General features: G+C 74.5%; 12 protein-coding genes. 5 read left to right on the top strand and 7 right to left on the bottom strand.

Going from position 1 to position 16503, the window contains the following annotated elements; genetic code table 11:
- Positions 1-89 precede the first annotated feature (89 nt).
- Positions 90-1217 (bottom strand): ring-opening amidohydrolase, encoded by a 1128-nt coding sequence (locus tag ACQZ2A_RS15965; protein ID WP_430213128.1) that lies wholly within the window; start codon positions 1215-1217, stop codon positions 90-92.
- 2 nt (positions 1218-1219) lie between these two features.
- Entirely contained in the window at positions 1220-2164 is a 945-nt protein-coding gene (locus ACQZ2A_RS15960; protein WP_430213125.1) for a carbamate kinase, read from the bottom strand.
- Between the two features lie 173 nt (positions 2165-2337).
- On the opposite strand from ACQZ2A_RS15960, the gene ACQZ2A_RS15955 reads away from it, so the two are divergent.
- On the top strand, positions 2338-3270 hold the full coding sequence (locus ACQZ2A_RS15955; protein WP_430213122.1) for a DMT family transporter: 933 nt from the start codon (positions 2338-2340) through the stop codon (positions 3268-3270).
- 10 nt (positions 3271-3280) lie between these two features.
- On the opposite strand, the gene ACQZ2A_RS15950 is transcribed toward ACQZ2A_RS15955, so the two are convergent.
- Positions 3281-4462, bottom strand: a complete 1182-nt coding sequence (locus ACQZ2A_RS15950) for a CaiB/BaiF CoA transferase family protein (protein ID WP_430213119.1) — start codon at positions 4460-4462, stop codon at positions 3281-3283.
- A gap of 97 nt (positions 4463-4559) precedes the next feature.
- On the opposite strand from ACQZ2A_RS15950, the gene ACQZ2A_RS15945 reads away from it, so the two are divergent.
- The 4 genes from ACQZ2A_RS15945 (at position 4560) to ACQZ2A_RS15930 (ending at position 10477) form a co-directional block, all read left to right on the top strand.
- A complete protein-coding gene (locus tag ACQZ2A_RS15945) occupies positions 4560-5462 on the top strand; it encodes a hypothetical protein (protein ID WP_430213116.1) in 903 nt (300 codons plus the stop codon).
- A 3-nt stretch (positions 5463-5465) separates the two neighbouring features.
- The gene (locus ACQZ2A_RS15940; RefSeq protein WP_430213113.1) at positions 5466-6731 is read left to right on the top strand and encodes a methyltransferase; all 1266 of its coding nucleotides are present in this window, start codon (positions 5466-5468) and stop codon (positions 6729-6731) included.
- Positions 6728-7357 carry a TetR/AcrR family transcriptional regulator gene (locus ACQZ2A_RS15935; protein ID WP_430213110.1) on the top strand — a complete coding sequence of 210 codons (630 nt, stop codon included), beginning with the start codon at positions 6728-6730 and terminating at the stop codon, positions 7355-7357. Before ACQZ2A_RS15940 ends, ACQZ2A_RS15935 begins: the two co-directional genes overlap by 4 nt.
- A 207-nt stretch (positions 7358-7564) precedes the next feature.
- Complete coding sequence (locus ACQZ2A_RS15930; protein ID WP_430213107.1) at positions 7565-10477, top strand: M36 family metallopeptidase; 2913 nt, start codon at positions 7565-7567, stop codon at positions 10475-10477.
- A gap of 151 nt (positions 10478-10628) precedes the next feature.
- On the opposite strand, the gene ACQZ2A_RS15925 is transcribed toward ACQZ2A_RS15930, so the two are convergent.
- The 4 genes from ACQZ2A_RS15925 to ACQZ2A_RS15910 form a co-directional block, all read right to left on the bottom strand.
- A complete protein-coding gene (locus ACQZ2A_RS15925) occupies positions 10629-11483 on the bottom strand; it encodes an SDR family oxidoreductase (RefSeq protein ID WP_430213104.1) in 855 nt (284 codons plus the stop codon).
- Positions 11483-13483 (bottom strand): hydantoinase B/oxoprolinase family protein, encoded by a 2001-nt coding sequence (locus tag ACQZ2A_RS15920; RefSeq protein ID WP_430213102.1) that lies wholly within the window; start codon positions 13481-13483, stop codon positions 11483-11485. The genes ACQZ2A_RS15925 and ACQZ2A_RS15920 overlap by 1 nt, the downstream gene beginning before the upstream one ends.
- Positions 13480-15654, bottom strand: a complete 2175-nt coding sequence (locus tag ACQZ2A_RS15915) for a hydantoinase/oxoprolinase family protein (protein ID WP_430213099.1) — start codon at positions 15652-15654, stop codon at positions 13480-13482. Before ACQZ2A_RS15915 ends, ACQZ2A_RS15920 begins: the two co-directional genes overlap by 4 nt.
- A gap of 91 nt (positions 15655-15745) precedes the next feature.
- Positions 15746-16447 carry a GH25 family lysozyme gene (locus ACQZ2A_RS15910; protein WP_430213096.1) on the bottom strand — a complete coding sequence of 234 codons (702 nt, stop codon included), beginning with the start codon at positions 16445-16447 and terminating at the stop codon, positions 15746-15748.
- Positions 16448-16503: the final 56 nt, after the last annotated feature.

The raw sequence follows: 16503 nt of genomic DNA, 5'->3' as shown, positions 1-16503 counted from the left end.
CAGGCCTCCTGGCAGCCGAGGTGGGGTGATCGCCCCCAGCAGGCCACCAGGAAGGCTTCCTGGAGAGGGAGGGTGCCGCGCGCCGGCGGTCAGGGGCGGTAGCCGGTGGGGTCCTCGCCGAGGTCGACGATGGCCGCCACCGGCCCACCGCCGTCGGGGCCTTGGTGGGCCGCCGACACCGAGACGAACACCGCCGGGTCACCGGTCACCGCGGCCGTGACGCCACCGACCGCGGCCTTGATCTGCCGGTGCCAGTGCACGTCGGAGTCGTCGAGCATCGCGTTGCGCCGCCCGCGGACCCGCCCGTCCTGGCTGGCCTCGCACTTGAGGAAGAGGTTGACCAGCCGGCCGTCGAGGTCCGAGTGGTGCGGGCGCTCCGGCAGGTCGAGCCCGGCGTCGCGGATGGCCGCCCACAGCCCGTCCTGGTCGAGCGCGTCGGTCATCACCGAGTGCCCGATGCGGTACCGCCCCCCGACCCCGCGCGCGTTGCCCACGACGACGACCTGCGCGCGGTCCAGCTCGACGCCCGACGAGCACGACGCCACCGACGAGTACAGCGACCGGTCGCGCAGCACGTCCTCGTCGCGCGGCATCTCGATCTCGCCGAGCGCGACGGCGATCCCGAGCGCGGTGCCGCCGTTGGAGACGTCCATCGAGGTCAGCGTGTCCTCCGTGAAGACGTCGTGGCCGCGCTCCTTGGCGTCGCGGATGGTGTCGATGGTGAGCAGCGGCGTCTTGGTCTGCACGTAGTGCACGTCGGCGGCGTCGGTGATGCCGGCCCGCTCCATCGCGACCTTCACGGCGTCGGCCACCTTCGAGACCATCGCGGTGCGGCCGATGTCCTCGGGCAGCAGCTGCTCGCTCATCGCGAAGCCGACGGTCAGCCGGGGCTCGTCGGTCTGCTCGGCCCGGTCGGCGGGCACGGTCGCGAAGATCGTGGCGTGCGGGCTGATGACGCCGTCGGTGCCACCGGACCAGACGATCGGCACGTCCTTGACCCGCTCGGGGTCGGCGCCCTTGCTGACGAGCAGCTCGCGGAAGGCGCGGTCGGCGATGATGCGGGTGTAGTCGTTGACCCCGCCGTTGCCCTCGGTCTTGCCGATGACGGCGATGACCCGATCGGCCTCCAGCACACCGGCGTCGATGAGGGCGCCGAGCTCGGAGGCATCGGAGACGGAGTGCAGCGGGACCTTGCGGACCTCGATGGCGTCGGGCACGGTCATTCCTCTCGGTCGGGCTCGACGACGGTGCCGAACGCACCGTCGACGGCGTCGGTGATGTGGGTGAGCGAGGTGATGACGCCGCGCGGACCCCCGGCGGCGACGAAGCGGCGGACGGCCTCGACCTTGGGGCCCATCGAGCCGGAGGCGAACTCACCGGCGTCGGCGAGCGCGTGCAGCTCGGCGAGGCCGACCCGTCCGAGGTCGCGCTGCGCAGGAGTGCCGAACCCGACGGCGGCGTGGTCGACGTCGGTGGCGATGACGAGGACGTCGGCGTGCAGCGCCCGGGCCAGCAGCGCGGCGGTCAGGTCCTTGTCGATGACCGCCTCGACGCCACGCAGCGTGCCGTCGGCGTCACGGACGACCGGGATGCCCCCGCCACCGGCCGTGACGACGACGTGGCCGGCGTCAAGCAGCGTGCGGGCCGGGCCGACGTCGAGCACCTCGAGCGGCTCGGGGCTGGCCACGACCCGGCGCCAGCCCTTGGCGCCGCGGTCCTCCCACACCTGGCCGTGCTCGACCATCCGGCGGGCCTGGTCCTCGGGCAGGTAGCGGCCGACCGGCTTGCTCGGGTGGGTGAACCCGGGGTCGTCGCGGTCGACGAGGGTGCGGGTGACGAGGGCCGCGACCGGCCGGGGCGCCCCGACGGCAGCGAGGGCGCCGTCGAGCGCGTCGAGGATCGTGAACCCGAGGGTTCCCTGCGTCTGGGCGCCGCACCAGTCCAGCGGCACGGGCGGGACGACGTGCGCGGCGAGCTCGTTCTTCACGAGGAGGTTGCCGACCTGCGGGCCGTTGCCGTGGGTGACGACGAGCTCGTGGCCGGCGGCGACGAGCCGCGCCGCGGCCGCCATCGCGCCGGTGACGGCGGCGATCTGCGCGCCGGGGGTGGCGCTGCCGTCGGGGCCGGTCATCGCGTTGCCCCCCAGGGCCAGCAGGACCCGCATGCCACCTCGCCTCCGCCGTCGCCCGGGCGCCGTGCCCGGGACTCGACCCTAGGGACGCGGGCGCGGCGCCCGCGTTGTCAGGTTCTGCCCAACCCGCGCCCCTGCGTTGGCACCGGTCCGACGTGCGGGGAGGGGGTGTCGGGGAACGGCATCCGTGGGGGATGCTGTGCCCCATGCCCCGGACCGGATCTGACCGCACCTGGCTCGTCGCCCTCGCCGCCTCGCTGTGGGGGCTCTCCTCCCTCTGGCGCGGCCCGCTCTCCCAGGAGTACCCGGCGCTGGCCGTCGTCTTCTGGGAGCACCTCGTCCTCGTCGTGCTGACCCTCCCGTGGCTCGTACCCGCCGCGCGCCGGGTGATGGCCACCAGCACCCGGACCAAGGTGAGCGTCCTCGTCATCGGCGCCGGCTCCTCCGCGCTCGCGACCACGCTGTTCACCGCGGCCTTCCGCACCGGCGACCCCATCACTCCCCAGGTGCTCCAGAAGCTGCAGCCGGTCATCGCCATCGCGCTCGCGGCCGTCGTCCTCGGCGAACGGCTGCGCCGCAGCTTCCTCTGGTTCGCGGTGCCGGCGCTGGTCGGTGCGTGGCTGCTCGCCTTCCCCGACCCGCTGGGCGTCACCCTCTCCAGCGCCACCGCCGCGCTGCTGGCCATCGGGGCCGCCGCGCTCTGGGCCGCCGGCACCGTCCTCGGCCGGGCGGCCTCGGCCGAGCTGCGCTTCTCCGACCTCACCGCGCTCCGCTTCGGGGTGGGGCTGGTGACGCTGGCGGTCATCGCTGCCGTCACCTCGACGCCGCTCGCGCTGGGTACCGACGCGATCGGGAACATCCTGCTCCTCGCCCTCGTGCCGGGTCTGCTGGCCCTCGTCCTCTACTACCGGGCGCTCGGGCGCACGCCGGCGTCGCGGGCCACGCTCGCCGAGCTCGCCTTCCCGCTGTCGGCGGCCGTCGTCGGCGTCACCGCCCTCGGGGCGCGGCCGAGCGCGACGCAGTGGGTCGGCTTCGCGGTGGTGCTCGTCGCGGTCGTCGGGCTGGCGCTGCACGAGCAGCGTGGCCGGCGCCCCGCCGTCGTCGCGCCGGTGCGGGCCGAGGAGGCCGTGGCCCGGTAGCCGGTCCGCGTCAGGCCGGCCCGGCGGCGTCCTGCTCGTCGAGCCAGGCGCGCACGGCGGCGCCGTGCTCGTCGAGGGCCGGGGGAGGCGAATGTGTCTCGCGGCCGCCGGCGAAGGCGTTGTCGTCGAACCGGATCGGCGGCCCGGGCAGCTCGATGGTGCCCAGCACGGGATGCTCGACCTCGATGACGAGCCCCTGCGAGCGGGTCTGGTCCCAGTCGTAGACCTCGTCGATGGTGCGCACCTTGCCGGCCGGGATGCCGAGCTCGGCCAGGCGGGCGAGCAGGTCCTCGGCGGCCCACGCCGCGAAGGCGCCGTCGATGACCTCGACGAGGTGGTCCCGGTGGGTGACCCGGGCGCCGTTCGTGGCGAGCAGCGGGTCGGCGGGGTCGATGCCGAACGCCTCGGCGAAGCGCACCCAGAGGCCCTGTGAGCCGACGGCCACCTGCACCGGCCCGTCGGCGGCGTGGAACAGGCCGTACGGCGCGAGCGCCGGGTGGTGGTTCCCCTGCGCCCGGCCGACCTGCCCGGCCACGGTGTACGCGCTGCCCTGGAAGGCGTGGACCCCGACGACCGAGGCCAGCAGCGAGGTGCGCACGACCCGGCCGCGGCCAGTGACCTCGCGCTCGCGCAGGGCCGCCGTGACGCCGAGCGCCCCGTGGAGACCGGCGAGGAGGTCGGCGACCGGGACGCCGACGCGCTGCGGCTCGTCCGCCGTCGGGCCGGTGACCGACATCAGCCCGGCCTCGCCCTGGGCGATCTGGTCGTAGCCGGGGCGCCCGCCCTCGGGACCGTCGTGGCCGAACCCGCTGATGGCGAGGACGACGAGGCCGGGGTTGAGCGCGTGCAGGTGCTCGATGCCGAAGCCGAGCCGGTCCATGACCCCGGGCCGGAAGTTCTCGACGAGCACGTCGGCGTGCCGGACGAGCCGGGTGAGGGTCTCGCGGCCGTCGTCGGACTTCAGGTCCAGGACGACCGACTCCTTGTTCCGGTTCGCCGCCAGGAAGTACGTCGAGACCGGGTCGTCCTCGGGGCCGACGAAGGGCGGCCCCCATCCCCGGGTGTCGTCACCCCCGGCCGACTCGACCTTGACCACGCGGGCGCCGAGGTCGCCGAGGACCATCGTCGCGTGCGGGCCGGCGAGGGCGCGGGAGAGGTCGACGACGGTGATGCCGTCGAGCGGTCCGGTCACGGGCGGTCCTTCCTCGGGGGCGGGCTGGCGCCACCCTAGCCACCGGGTCGCGGCGTCGGGTTGAGCATCTGCTCAAGTTGAGCGTATGCTCAAATCCATGAACGATGCCTGGCCGTCTCCACTCCCGCCGCAGCCCGACCCGCCGGTGCCGGCGCAGCCCGGTCGCGGGCGCACCCTGGCGCTGTCGGCGGTGGTGGTGGCGGTGGGGCTCGCCGGTGTCGGCATCGCGGCGGTGACCGACCGACTCGACACCGCTGTGCTCTTCGTCGGGGTGCCGTGCCTGCTCGCCTTCGCGATCGGGTCGGTGCGCGGGAAGGGCGGAGGGGGCCAGCTCTTCCAGGTGCTCACCGTGGTGCTCCTCTTGGCGGCCGCGCTGCTGCAGGAGGGCGCCATCTGCGTGCTGCTCACCGCCCCGCTCGTCTACGGCATCGCCGGGCTGGTCTACGCGGGGGTGGCCTACGAGCGGCGGAGCAGCGGTTCGCTCGTCCTCCTCCCCGTCGTCGCCCTCGTCCTCGTCGAGGGAGTCCTGCCCGGCACCCGCATCCACCCCGACCAGCAGGCCGGGGCCGAGCGGGTCGTGGCCGCCCGGTGCACCGACTTCGAGGCGGCGCTGGCACGCGGGCCGCGCATCGACCCGGGCACCGATCGCCCGCTCCTCCTGCGGGTCCTGCGCTACCCGACGCCCACCGCGGCGCACGGTGCGGGCCTGGCCCCGGGCGACCGCTGGACCTTCACCCTCGCCGACGGCGAGGTGCGCACGCGGGTGACGGCCCGGGATGCCTCGAGCCTGAACTTCGCCCTGGAGGAGGACACCACCAAGCTGAAGCGCTGGGCAGCCGTGCGCGGAGGCGCGCTCGCGTGGCGGGAGGGCCCCGACGGCTGCCGAGCCACGCTGACCATCGACTACGAGCGCCGTCTCGACCCCGCCTTCTGGTTCGGCCCGGTCACCGCCGCGTTCATGGACGCCGGGGCATCGACGCTCCTCGCCGGGCTGGACTGACCCGTGGGAGCCGCGGCCCTGCGCAACCTCACCCTGCTCGTCCCGGTCCTCGCCGTCGTCGGTGCCGCGGTCCTCCGGCACGGGCGCGGCGACCTGCGCCCGCGCGTGCCGGCGGCGGTGCTCGCGACCCTGCTGGCGTGGGTGGGGGTCCTCGCCGTCGAGGCCGCCGGTGCGTGGTGGATCTTCGCCCCGGCGCCGACGACGGTGCTCGGGATGCCGGTCGAGACCAGCCTCGGCTGGGCCCTGGTCTGGGGCGCGCTGCCGGTGCTCGCGGGCGGCCGCCCGGTGCTCTGGTGGCTCGGGCTGGCGTGGGTCGACGTGCTCGTCGTCCCGCAGCTGGACCCGCTCGTGGCCCTGGGCGACGGGTGGCTCGTCGGCGAGGCCGTGCTCCTGCTCGCCGTCGCCGCACCGGCTCTCGTGCTGGGGTGGGCCACGTTCGAGCGGCGGTGGCTCGGTGCCCGGGTCGTGCTCCAGGGGCTGGTCTTCACGGGTCTCTTCGGCTGGGTCGCCCCCACCCTCGCCCTCGCCCGGGACGGCCTCGTGTGGCGCGACGTCCTGGACCACCCGATGCCGGTCCGGGTCGTGCTGCTCGTGGCCCTCGTGGCGTTCGGCGTGCCCACCCTCGCCGCGGTCGCCGAGCTGTGGCGGGTCGGGCGCGGCACACCGTTCCCCTGGGACCCACCGGCCCGGCTCGTGACCACCGGGCCGTACGCGTACCTCCACAACCCGATGCAGGCCGGCACCGTGGCGCTCCTCGGGGTGCTCGCGGCCGCCGCGGGATCGGTGGCCCTCGCGCTCGGCGTCCTCGTCGCGCTGGTGTTCTCGGTCGCGGTCGCCGAGCCGCACGAGCGGTCGGGCCTCGCTGCCCGATGGCCGGGGCACGCCGCCTACCGGGCCTCGGTCCGCGGATGGCTGCCGCGGTGGCGGCCCGTCGTCACGACCCCGGCGACGCTCTGGGTGTCCCGCTCGTGCGGGCTGTGCCGCAGCACCGGTGACGCGGTCCGGGGGCTCGGCCCGCGCGGGGTCGTCCTCGGGCCTGCCGAGGAGGCGCCGGTCCGGCTCACCCGGATGCGGTTCAGCGAGGAGGGTTTCGAGGACCGCGGTGTCGCGGCACTGGCCCGGGCGCTCGAGCGCGTGTCGTTGCCGTGGGCGTGGGTCGGGTGGCTCGTCCGGCTGCCCATGCTCGACCGGGCGGTGCAGGTGGTCGCCGACGCCTGCGGCCTCGGCCCGCGGGACCTGCCGGCGCCGGTGCGTACGGTGGCCCCGTGAGCAGCACGACGAAGCAGGACCTCCTCGACGCCGTGGTCCGCCTCACCGCCACCGCCGGGGCGCGAGGGCTCACGGCGCGGGCCATCGGGGCGGAGGCGGGCGTCAACCAGGCGCTGATCTTCTACCACTTCGAGTCGGTCGAGAACCTCCTGCGCGTCGCCTACGCCGAGGCCACCGCGGCCATGGTGCGCGACTACGCGACGGCGCTCGGCGCGGCCCGGACCTTCGAGGACCTCTACGCCGTCGGGGAGCGGCTCGGCGCGAGCTCGCGCGAGGACGGCAGCGCGGCCCTGCTCACCCACGTGATGGCCGCCGCCCACCACGACGAGCAGATGGCCGCGGCCCTCGCGGCCTCCCTCGGCACGTGGCGCGAGGTCGTCACCGACGCGGTCCGGCGGGTGGTGGTCCACCACGGGCTCGACGGCGTCGTCGATGCCGACGCCCTCGCCGCGGCGCTGGCCGCCTCGACCATCGGGATGGTCGCCGTCGACGCCCTCCCGGGGGCGCCGCTCGGCGCGACGATGCGCTCGATCGAGCCGCTGCCGCGGGTCGTCGACACCCTCGCCGCCCGCTTCCCGCGGGCGCTCGCCCGGCGCATCGCCCGGTCGCTCGGTCCGCGACCCTGAGCCGCGAGGACGCTGCGCCGCAGGTCAGGAGCCTTTGCCGAGAATTGACCAAGTCCTTGCTCTTCTCAGGTTCTTCTCAGGGAGCCGAGCGGGTTGGGTGGACGGATGCGACGGGGCCGGGGGCCCACCACACCGTCGGGGCCGGGTGACCGGCCGCCGACCTCCCGGCGCCTCCCGTCGTGCCACCCACACGGAGGAGCACCCGGGATGAGACCCATCAACCGCGCCAGGAGGGCGACCGCCCTCGGCGCGACCGCCGCCGTCGCCCTGAGCATGGCGGTCGCCGTGCAGCAGTCGGCCACCGCCGCACCCGCCCCCGCAGCCGGCGGCCACGAGTCGCAGGCACCGGGCGACCACGAGCACGGCCTGCCCGACCTCGACGTCCGGCGCGGCACCGCGGCACCGGCCGCCGAGCAGCGCACGGCCGCCCAGCGCTCGACCACGACGGGCCGCGCATCCGGCGCGAAGACGGTGTCCTGGAACCGGTTCGGTGGCCCCGCCAGCTACGTGCTCGACGGCGTCTCGCCGGTCGCCCGCGGCCTGGCCAAGGACCCCGAGCGGGCGGCCCTGGACTTCGTCGCCGGCGAGCGGGCCACCTTCGGCCTGAGCGCCGCCCAGGCCGAGGCCGTCGAGGTCATCGGCACCAACCGCATCGGCGACGCCACCGTCGTGTTGCTGCGCCAGACCTTCGGCGGCGTGCCCGCGGGGCTCGACGGCACCGCCGCCGTCGCCGTCCAGGACGGCGCCGTCCGCTACGTCAGCTCGACGCTCACGCCCGATGCCCAGGCGCCGGCCGCCGCGACCGTCGGCAAGGACGCCGCCGTCGCCGCCGCGGCCCGCAGCGTCGAGGCCGACGCCGGCAAGCTCGTGTCGGTGCGGACCGACGAGGTCGCCGTGCCCTTCCCGGGCGAGGCCCCCCGCCGCGCCTGGCGGGTCGAGATGCAGGTCGACGCGGAGACCGCGTACACGGTGCACGTCGACGCGCGCTCGGGCGAGGTCATCGCCCGCGAGAACCTCGTCGACGCCGACAGCGACAACCCGCGCTGGAAGGTGTTCACCGGCACGCCGAGCACCGACCGGTCCTCGACCGACACCCGCGTGACGTTCTGCTGGGTCGCGGCCGACGGCTGCGACGAGGTCGTCGGCAGCCCGGCGTCCCCGAAGGCGTGGGACGTCGACCCCGCGACCGACCTCAGCACCTTCACGACCAACGGCAACAACGCCCTGACCTACGAGCAGTGGCGCACGACGCCCGGCCCCACGGCGTCGCCGCGTTCGGACCGGAACTACGTCTACCCGTGGACCAACGTCTGGCAGACGAGCAAGTGCGACCCCGCCGCGTACACGAGCCCGACCCGCAACGACATCGACGCGGCGACGGCCAACCTCTTCGCGATGCACAACCGGATGCACGACTGGTCCTACCGGCTCGGGTTCACCGAGTCGGCGTGGAACCTCCAGCGCGACAACTACGGCAAGGGCGGCGTCGGTGGTGACCCGGAGCAGGGCCGCGCCCAGTCCGGTGCCCAGGTCGGCCTGCGCAACAACGCGAACCAGCTGACCCTCGGTGACGGCGGCACGGTCTCCAGCAACATGTACATGTGGCAGCCGGTCGCCGGTGCGTTCTACGCGCCGTGCGTCGACGGGTCCTTCGACATGTCGGTCATCGGTCACGAGTACGGCCACGCCATCAGCAACCGGATGGCCGGCGGCCCGGCGATGGGTCTCTCCGGGCTCCAGGCCGGGGCGATGGGCGAGAGCTGGTCGGACCTCATGGCGATGGAGTACCTGCAGGAGAACGGCTACGCGCCGCTCGGCGGTGAGGCGACCCCGATGGGCGCCTACGTCACCGGCAACCCGCAGCAGGGCATCCGCAACTACAACATGGGGCAGAGCCCGCTCAACTACTCCAACGTCGGCTACGACCTCACCGGCCCGCAGGTGCACGCGGACGGCGAGATCTGGTCGGCCACGAACAACGACATCCGCGCGGCCCTCATCGGGCGCTACGGCCTCGGTGACGCCGCGACGCAGAAGGCCTGCGCGAACGGCACGACCCCGGTGGCGCAGTGCCCGGGCAACCGGCGCTGGATCCAGCTCGTCTTCGACGCCTGGCTGCTCATGCCGAGCGGCTCGGTCTCGATGGTCGACGCGCGCGACCGGATGCTCGCCGCCGACCTGCTCCGCTTCGGCGGCCGCAACCAGGACCTGCTGTGGAACGCCTTCGCGAACCGCGGTCTCGGACAGGGTGCCTCGTCGACGAGCTCGTCGGACTCCACGCCGGTGCCGAGCTTCTCCTCGGCCTACGCGGGAGACGCCACGCTGCGCTTCTCGCCGACCGACGAGGAGGGCCGCCCGGTCGTCGGCGCGAAGCTGTACGTCGGTGAGTACACGGCGCGCTCGCGCCCCGTGGCCGACACCGACCCGGCGACCGACCTGCCCGACACCTTCGCGATCGTGCCGGGGGAGCGCACCTACACGGCCGCGGCTCCCGGCCACGGCCAGGCCCGCGTCACCCTGACGGCCAAGCCGCGCCAGACCCGCGACCTCCCGGTCCGGCTGCGCGACAACCTCGCCAGCACCACGCGGGGCGCGACGATCAACGGTGAGGGTGTCGGCCTGACCAAGCTGGTCGACGACAACGAGGGCACGACCGGCACGACGGTCGACCAGCCGAGCGCGGCGCAGAAGGTGTTCACCGTCGACCTCGCCGGCGGCCGCCAGGTCGTCCGACGGGTCCAGGTGAGCGCGCTGCCCGAGCCCGGGGCGGTGGCCCGCTTCCAGGCCCTGCGCCAGTTCCGGGTCTGGGCGTGCGACGCCAAGGGCCGGGTCGACTGCTCGCAGGACGCCGACTACCGCGCGGTGTACACCTCGCCGGCCGACGCGTTCCCCGCCGGGGTCCCGCGGCCGACGGCACCGACCCTCAAGATGCGCTCGTTCGACATCCCGCAGACGGCGGCGACGCACCTGCGGCTCGAGGTCGTGGCGAACCAGTGCCAGGGCGGCCCGCTGTACACCGGGGACCAGGACCAGGACCCCGCCAACAACAGCGACTGCGTGACCGGCTACTCGGGCGCGCAGAAGGTGGGCATCACGGAGGTGCAGGTCTTCCGCCGCTGACGCCTCATCGCACGACCCGCGGGTGCGGGCGTGGCCGGTCCGCCGGTCGCGTCCGCACCCGCGGCCGTGCGTGCCCCCGACCTCCCGGTGTCGAGTGCGGACGTGGTTCCCGGGGCAGCCGTGTCCGCACTCGACCCGGACGCGGGTGGGGTCAGGGGGCCGGAGCGGCTGCGGCAGCCGTGAGCGTCTCGGCCCACGACGTGGGGCGCCGGCCGAGCAGCGCCGTGAGGTCGGCCGGGTCGCCGACGAGGCCGTCCTCGTCGTAGGCCGCGAACATCGCCGCCAGCGCCTCGCGGGCGGGGGCGGGCAGCCCGGCGCCGGGGCCGTCCGCCCATGCGCCCGGGGTGCCGACGTCGAGCCGCACCGGCCGGCCGAGCACCTGCTCGGCCCGCGCCACCATCTGGCGGGTGGTCAGCACGTCCGGGCCGACGAGGTCGTGCACCTCGCCGTCGCGCGCCGGGTCGAGCAGTGCTCCGGCCGCGGCCTCGGCGACGTCGGTCAGCGCGACGGTCGTGAAGGGCGTGTCGGCCGAGTAGGGCAGCGTGACGGCGCCGGCCAGCACCTGGGGGAGGAGGTTCTCGTGGTACGCCGACGGTCGCAGCACGACGAGCGATGCCGGGACGCGCCGGCGCAGAACGGCTTCGGCCGCGCCCTTGCGCAGGTGGTGGGGCATCCGGGCGTCGTCCGGGTGGAGCACCGAGTGGAAGACCAGGTGCGGCAGGCCCGTGCAGCGCGCGGCGTCGCCGACCCGCCCGGCGATGCCGACCTCGTCCGGGTGGACGTTGGGCGCCAGGTGGTAGGCGGCCGCGCACCCGTCGAGCGCCGCGTCGAGCCCGCGGCCGTCGACGAGGTCGACCGCGACGGCCCGGGTGCCCGTGGGGGCCGAGGCCTCACGTCCGGGTCGGACGGCCGCCCGCACCGTGGCCCCGCGGGCGAGCAGGGCCGCGCACACGGCCCGGCCCGTCTTGCCGGCGGAGCCGACGACGAGGACCGGGCCCGTGGGCATCAGAGCCAGTCGACGTCGGCGGAGGTGGCGCCACCGGCGAGGCGGGCGTACCCGGGGCCGCGGTCGAAGAACGGCTCCTCGCCGCGGGCCGAGCGGCGTCCGGCGCGCAGCGCGTCCGACGCGGCGACGTCGAGCACCGGCTCGTCCTTCGTGCCGGTCGCGAGCACGCCGTAGTCGCGCTCGGCGCCCTCGAACGACACCTTTCCCCAGCGCAGGTCGCGCTCGACCTCGTCGTAGGGGCGCTCCAGCGGGTCGCCCCAGCCGCCGCCGCCGGTGGTGCGGATGCGGATGAGCTGGCCGGCGCGCACCGGCTCGGCGTCGGCGAGGGCGTCGACGACCCGCTCGTCCGGGCCGCCGAGGTCGACGGTGACCTCGAACGGACGGCCGGCCTTCCCGCCCTTGACGCCCCAGCAGGCGAGGATCGAGCGGTCGGCGATGGACATGAAGTGCGCGTCCTCGAGCATCCGGAGGTGCTTCTCGTAGCCCAGGCCGCCGCGGTACCGGCCGGCGCCGCCGGAGTCGACGGCCAGCCCGAGCCGCTCGACGCGGAACGGAAAACGGCTCTCGGTGAACTCGGTCGGCAGGTTCCTGCTGTCCGGCACCACGTGGATGGTGTCCTCGCCGTCGGCGTAGTAGCGCCCGCCGGAGCCGCCGCCGAGCACCTCGCGCATCAGGTAGTCCTCGCCGTCGGCGTCCTTGCCGTACACGCCGGTGTAGCGGATGGTCTCCTGGTCGGCAGGCATCCGGCCGTCGACCGCCTTGGCGACCACGCCGGCCAGCACCCCCAGCAGCCGGAGGATGACGAAGGTGCGCGCGTTGGTCGGTGCGGGGTAGACCGGCGTGAGCAGGGTCCCCTTCTCCGGGAAGCGCATCTCGATGAGCGGCACGACGCCCTCATTGACGTCGAGCTCGGCCATCCGCTCGGGGGAGTCGGCGAGGTTGCGCAGGACGGGTGCCAGCCACTTGACGAGGAAGTTGCCGCCGACGTAGTCGCCGCAGTGGTTGATCGGGCCCTTGGCCTGCGGGCCGGTGCCGGTGAAGTCGATGACGAGCCGCGGGCCGCCGTCCCCCGGGCCGGGGCCGCCGGTGCTGGTCTTGGTCAGGGTGATCCGCTGCGTGTGGAGCATCGGCTCGTCGACGCCGTCGTGCTCGGCGTAGTCCTCCCAGACGTAGGTGCCGTCGGGGATGCGGTCGAGGACCTCGCGCCGGTAGGTCTCGGTCGTGGCGTCGAGGATGGCGTCGAACGCGGCCTCGACGGTGTCGCGGCCGTAGCGGGCGAACAGCTCGCCGAGGCGGCGGGCGCCCATCAGGCAGGCCGAGCACTCGGCGTCGAGGTCGGCAGCGAGGCTGTCGGGCATCCGGCTGTTGCGGGTCATGATGCGCAGGGCCGCGCGGTTTGGTACTCCGCTGTCCCAGAGCTTGATCGGCGGGACCGAGAGGCCCTCCTCGAACACAGTGCGGGCGTTGCTGGGCATCGACCCGGGCACGGCGCCGCCGATGTCGTCGTGGTGCCCGAAGGCCTGGACGAAGGCGACGACCTCGCCGTCGTGGAACACCGGCACGGTGACGCAGAGGTCGGGGAGGTGGCCGATGCCGCCCTCGGACTCGTAGACGTCGTTGTGGAAGAAGACGTCGCCCTCGTGCATCTCGTCGATGGGGAAGTCGCGCACGATCGGGTGCACGAGAGCCGAGTACGAGCGGCCGGTCAGCTTGCGCAGCTGCCGGTCGTGGATGCCCGCCCGGAAGTCGTGGGCGTCGCGGATCATCGGGGAGCGGGACGTGCGCGCGATGGCCGTCTCGACCTCCATCTCGACGCTGGCCAGCGTGCCCTGGACGATCTCGACGAGGATCGGGTCGACGGCGGTGCCCGGTGCGGTGAGCCGCCCGCCGTGCTCGTAGGCGGTGGGCAGGCCGGCGGGGTTCGCCGGGGCGCTCGCGAGGTAGGCCGCGGTCTCCTCGGGGGTGCGCGGGGTGCTGGGCGTGGTCGGTGCGGGGCTCATCGGGTCTCCTCCTTCGTGACGACGAGGTTGCCCCACCCGTCGACGCGCACCGCGAAGCCGGGGTGGACGGGGACGGTCGAGCCGAACTCCTCGACGACCGCCGGGCCGGCGAAGGTGTCGCCGGCGCGCAGGTCGGGCCGCCAGAGGATCGGGGTGTCGACGTAGCCGTCGTCGGGGTCGAAGCAGACCGGCCGCACCGACCGCTGCCCCGGCAGCCCGTTACCGGCGACATCTTTCGACGAATGTGTCACTTGTTGTACGCCACCGGCGACGGGAAGTGACACATTCGTCGATTGTTGACGCTCGGGGAGGGGCTGGAGCTCGGGTCGGGTGATCGGGCCGACGCCGGTGACGCGCAGGTTGACCCACTCGACACGCTGGCTGGGGTCGTCGCGGAAGTCGTACCCGTAGAGCTGGCGGTGCTCGTCGTGGAAGCGGGCCGCCACCTCGGCCGCCCAGGCCTCGTCGACCACCCCCGAGCCGGCGGGTACCCGCACCTCGTAGGCCTGCCCGAAGTAGCGCAGGTCGACGGTGCGGACGAACTCGTGCTGCTCCGGCGCGAACCCCTCGGCCGAGAGGGCCGCGGCGCCCTTGGCGGTCAGGGCCTCGAGGACCTCCCGCACCTCGTCGAGGTCGAGCGACTCGTGCCGGGCGACGTGCGTCTGCACGTAGTCGTTGCGGACGTCGACGGTGAGCAGCCCGAAGGCGCTGAGGTTGCCCGGGTTCTGCGGCACGACGACCCCGGCGAGGTCGAGCACGTCGACGAGCCGGCAGGCCAGCAGCGACCCCGACCCCCCGAACGTCGTCAGCATGAAGTCCCGGACGTCGAGCCCGCGCTTCACCGACACCTGGCGCAGCGCGTTCGCCTGGTTCCACGCCGAGATCTCGAGCACGCCTGTCGCGCAACGCTGGAGGTCGAGACCCAGCCGCTCGGCCAGCGCCTCCAGGCCGACGCGGGCGGCATCGACGTCCAGCGGGATCTCGCCGCCCAGTAGGTGCGGGGGGATGCGGCCGAGGACGATATGCGCGTCGGTGATGGTCGGCTCGGTGCCGCCGCGGCCGTAGCAGAGCGGCCCGGGGTCGGCGCCCGCCGACTGCGGTCCGACCTTGAGCATCCCCTCGGGCGAGACCCAGGCGATGGACCCGCCGCCGGCGCCCACCGTGACGACGTCGATCATCGGGATCTTGCTCGGGTAGGCCCCGACCGACCCCTCCGTCGTCAGCGTCGGCTCGCCGTCGAGCACGACCGAGACGTCGGTGGAGGTGCCGCCGCCGTCGCACGTCAGCACCTTCGGGAAGCCGGCCCGCTCGGCGATGAGCGCCGCCCCGAGGGCCCCGGCCGCCGGGCCCGACAGCACCGTGGTGATCGGCTGGTGCACGACCTCGTCGGCCGACAGCACACCGCCGTTGGACTTCATGACGTAGAACGGCACCGGCCGACCGCCGGTGAACCCGTCGAGCCGCTCGTGGATGTTGCGCACGTAGCGGCTGACGTTCGGCTTGACGGCGGCGTCGACGAGCGTGGTCATCGCCCGCTCGTACTCGCGGTACTCGCGCAGCACCTCGCTGCTGATCGACACGACCGCCTCGGGGTGCTCGCGCCGCAGCACCTCGCGCATCGCCAGCTCGTGCGCGTCGTTCGCGTAGGAGTGCAGGAAGCAGACGCCGATGGTCGTGATGCCCCGGTCGCGGAAGAACTGCGCGGCGGCGACGGCATCCTCCTCGGAGAACGGCCGCACCTCGGCACCGGTGACGTCGAGGCGCCCGCGCACGGTGCGCACGGCGTCGGCGGGCACGATGCGCGGCGGCTTGACCCAGAAGTAGGAGTTGCCGTAGCCGTCGGGCACCGCCTGCCGGGCGATCTCGAGCATGAACTCGTAGCCCTCGGTCGTGACGAACCCCAGCCGCTCGACCTTGCCCTCGAGCAGCTTGTTCGTCGCGACGGTCGTGCCGTGCGAGACCGCCGTGAGGTCGTGACCGCTCGCGCCCATGAGCCCGAGGATCTTCTCGATACCGGCGATGAAGCCGTCCGCCGGGTTGGCCGGCGTGCTGGGGGTCTTGGTCGTGACGACCTCGCCGGACTCCTCGTCGACGGCGACCACATCGGTGAAGGTGCCCCCGGTGTCGATGCCCACCCGGATCCGTCGCCGCTCGGCGCTGCGCTCGGTCATGCGCACGATCCAACCGTCCCGGCGCGGACGCCCGCGTTGGCAGATGGTGCCGACGGACCGCCCACCCGACGGCGATCCTCGCCCAGCGGGCTCAGGAGCCGGAGACGACGTCCAGGTCCACCGGACCCTCGATGCCGTCGACGGCCGCCCGGCTGCTCACCTGCCACCACGCCCAGCCGTCGTCGGCCGGGCGGAGGAGGAGGCGGCGCACCCAGCGGTCGCGGTCGGCCAGGCCGTCCGGGAGGGGGTACGGCTCCGCGAAGTCGTCGAGCAGGTAGAGCCGGACCGGTTGGCCCGTCTCCTCCTCGACGGCGGCGACGAACGCCGTCAGCCGCTGCTGCACCACCTCGACGGGCGGGCGGTCCGCGCAGTTGCCGCTCAGCTCGAGGTCGACGACGGGTGGCAGGGCCGAGGCCTCGGCGCCGACCGCGCGCAGCCGCCCGAGGAGGTTGGCGGCCTGCTCCTCACCCTCCTTGCACAGCGTGAAGAAGTGGTAGGCGCCGACCTCCAGGCCGGCCGCGCGTGCCCCGCGCCAGTTGTCGGCGAAGCGGTCGTCCTCGAACGTCGCGCCCTCCGAGGCCTTGAGGTAGGCGACCTCGATGCCGTCGGCGGCCACGGCGTCCCAGTCGATGGCTCCCTGGTGCGCGGAGACGTCGATGCCGTAGGACTCGCCCGCCTCAAGGGTGGGCCGGTAGGTGGGGAGGACGTGGGTCCAGGCCAGCCAGCCGCCCCCGGCCACGAGCACCGCCACGACGAGAAGACCCGTCCCCCACCGCACCACGCCCCGGACCATCGCAGCAGGCTAGTGGGACCGGCCGTGGGGGGGGGGGGGGGGGGGGGGGGGGGGGG

The organism is Phycicoccus avicenniae (assembly GCF_050496545.1).
Taxonomy (GTDB): Bacteria; Actinomycetota; Actinomycetes; order Actinomycetales; family Dermatophilaceae; genus Phycicoccus; species Phycicoccus avicenniae_A.
The sequence above is the reverse complement of the archived record's forward strand: the minus strand, read 5'-3'. Positions and strand labels throughout refer to the sequence as shown.

Coding starts and splice junctions, on each gene's coding strand:
- ACQZ2A_RS15960 (WP_430213125.1), bottom strand. CDS start 2,164: ATGCGGGTCCTGCTGGCCCTGGGGGGCAACGCGATGACCGGCCCCGAC.
- ACQZ2A_RS15955 (WP_430213122.1), top strand. CDS start 2,338: ATGCCCCGGACCGGATCTGACCGCACCTGGCTCGTCGCCCTCGCCGCC.
- ACQZ2A_RS15945 (WP_430213116.1), top strand. CDS start 4,560: ATGAACGATGCCTGGCCGTCTCCACTCCCGCCGCAGCCCGACCCGCCG.
- ACQZ2A_RS15930 (WP_430213107.1), top strand. CDS start 7,565: ATGAGACCCATCAACCGCGCCAGGAGGGCGACCGCCCTCGGCGCGACC.
- ACQZ2A_RS15925 (WP_430213104.1), bottom strand. CDS start 11,483: ATGCCCACGGGCCCGGTCCTCGTCGTCGGCTCCGCCGGCAAGACGGGC.
- ACQZ2A_RS15920 (WP_430213102.1), bottom strand. CDS start 13,483: ATGAGCCCCGCACCGACCACGCCCAGCACCCCGCGCACCCCCGAGGAG.
- ACQZ2A_RS15915 (WP_430213099.1), bottom strand. CDS start 15,654: ATGACCGAGCGCAGCGCCGAGCGGCGACGGATCCGGGTGGGCATCGAC.
- ACQZ2A_RS15910 (WP_430213096.1), bottom strand. CDS start 16,447: ATGGTCCGGGGCGTGGTGCGGTGGGGGACGGGTCTTCTCGTCGTGGCG.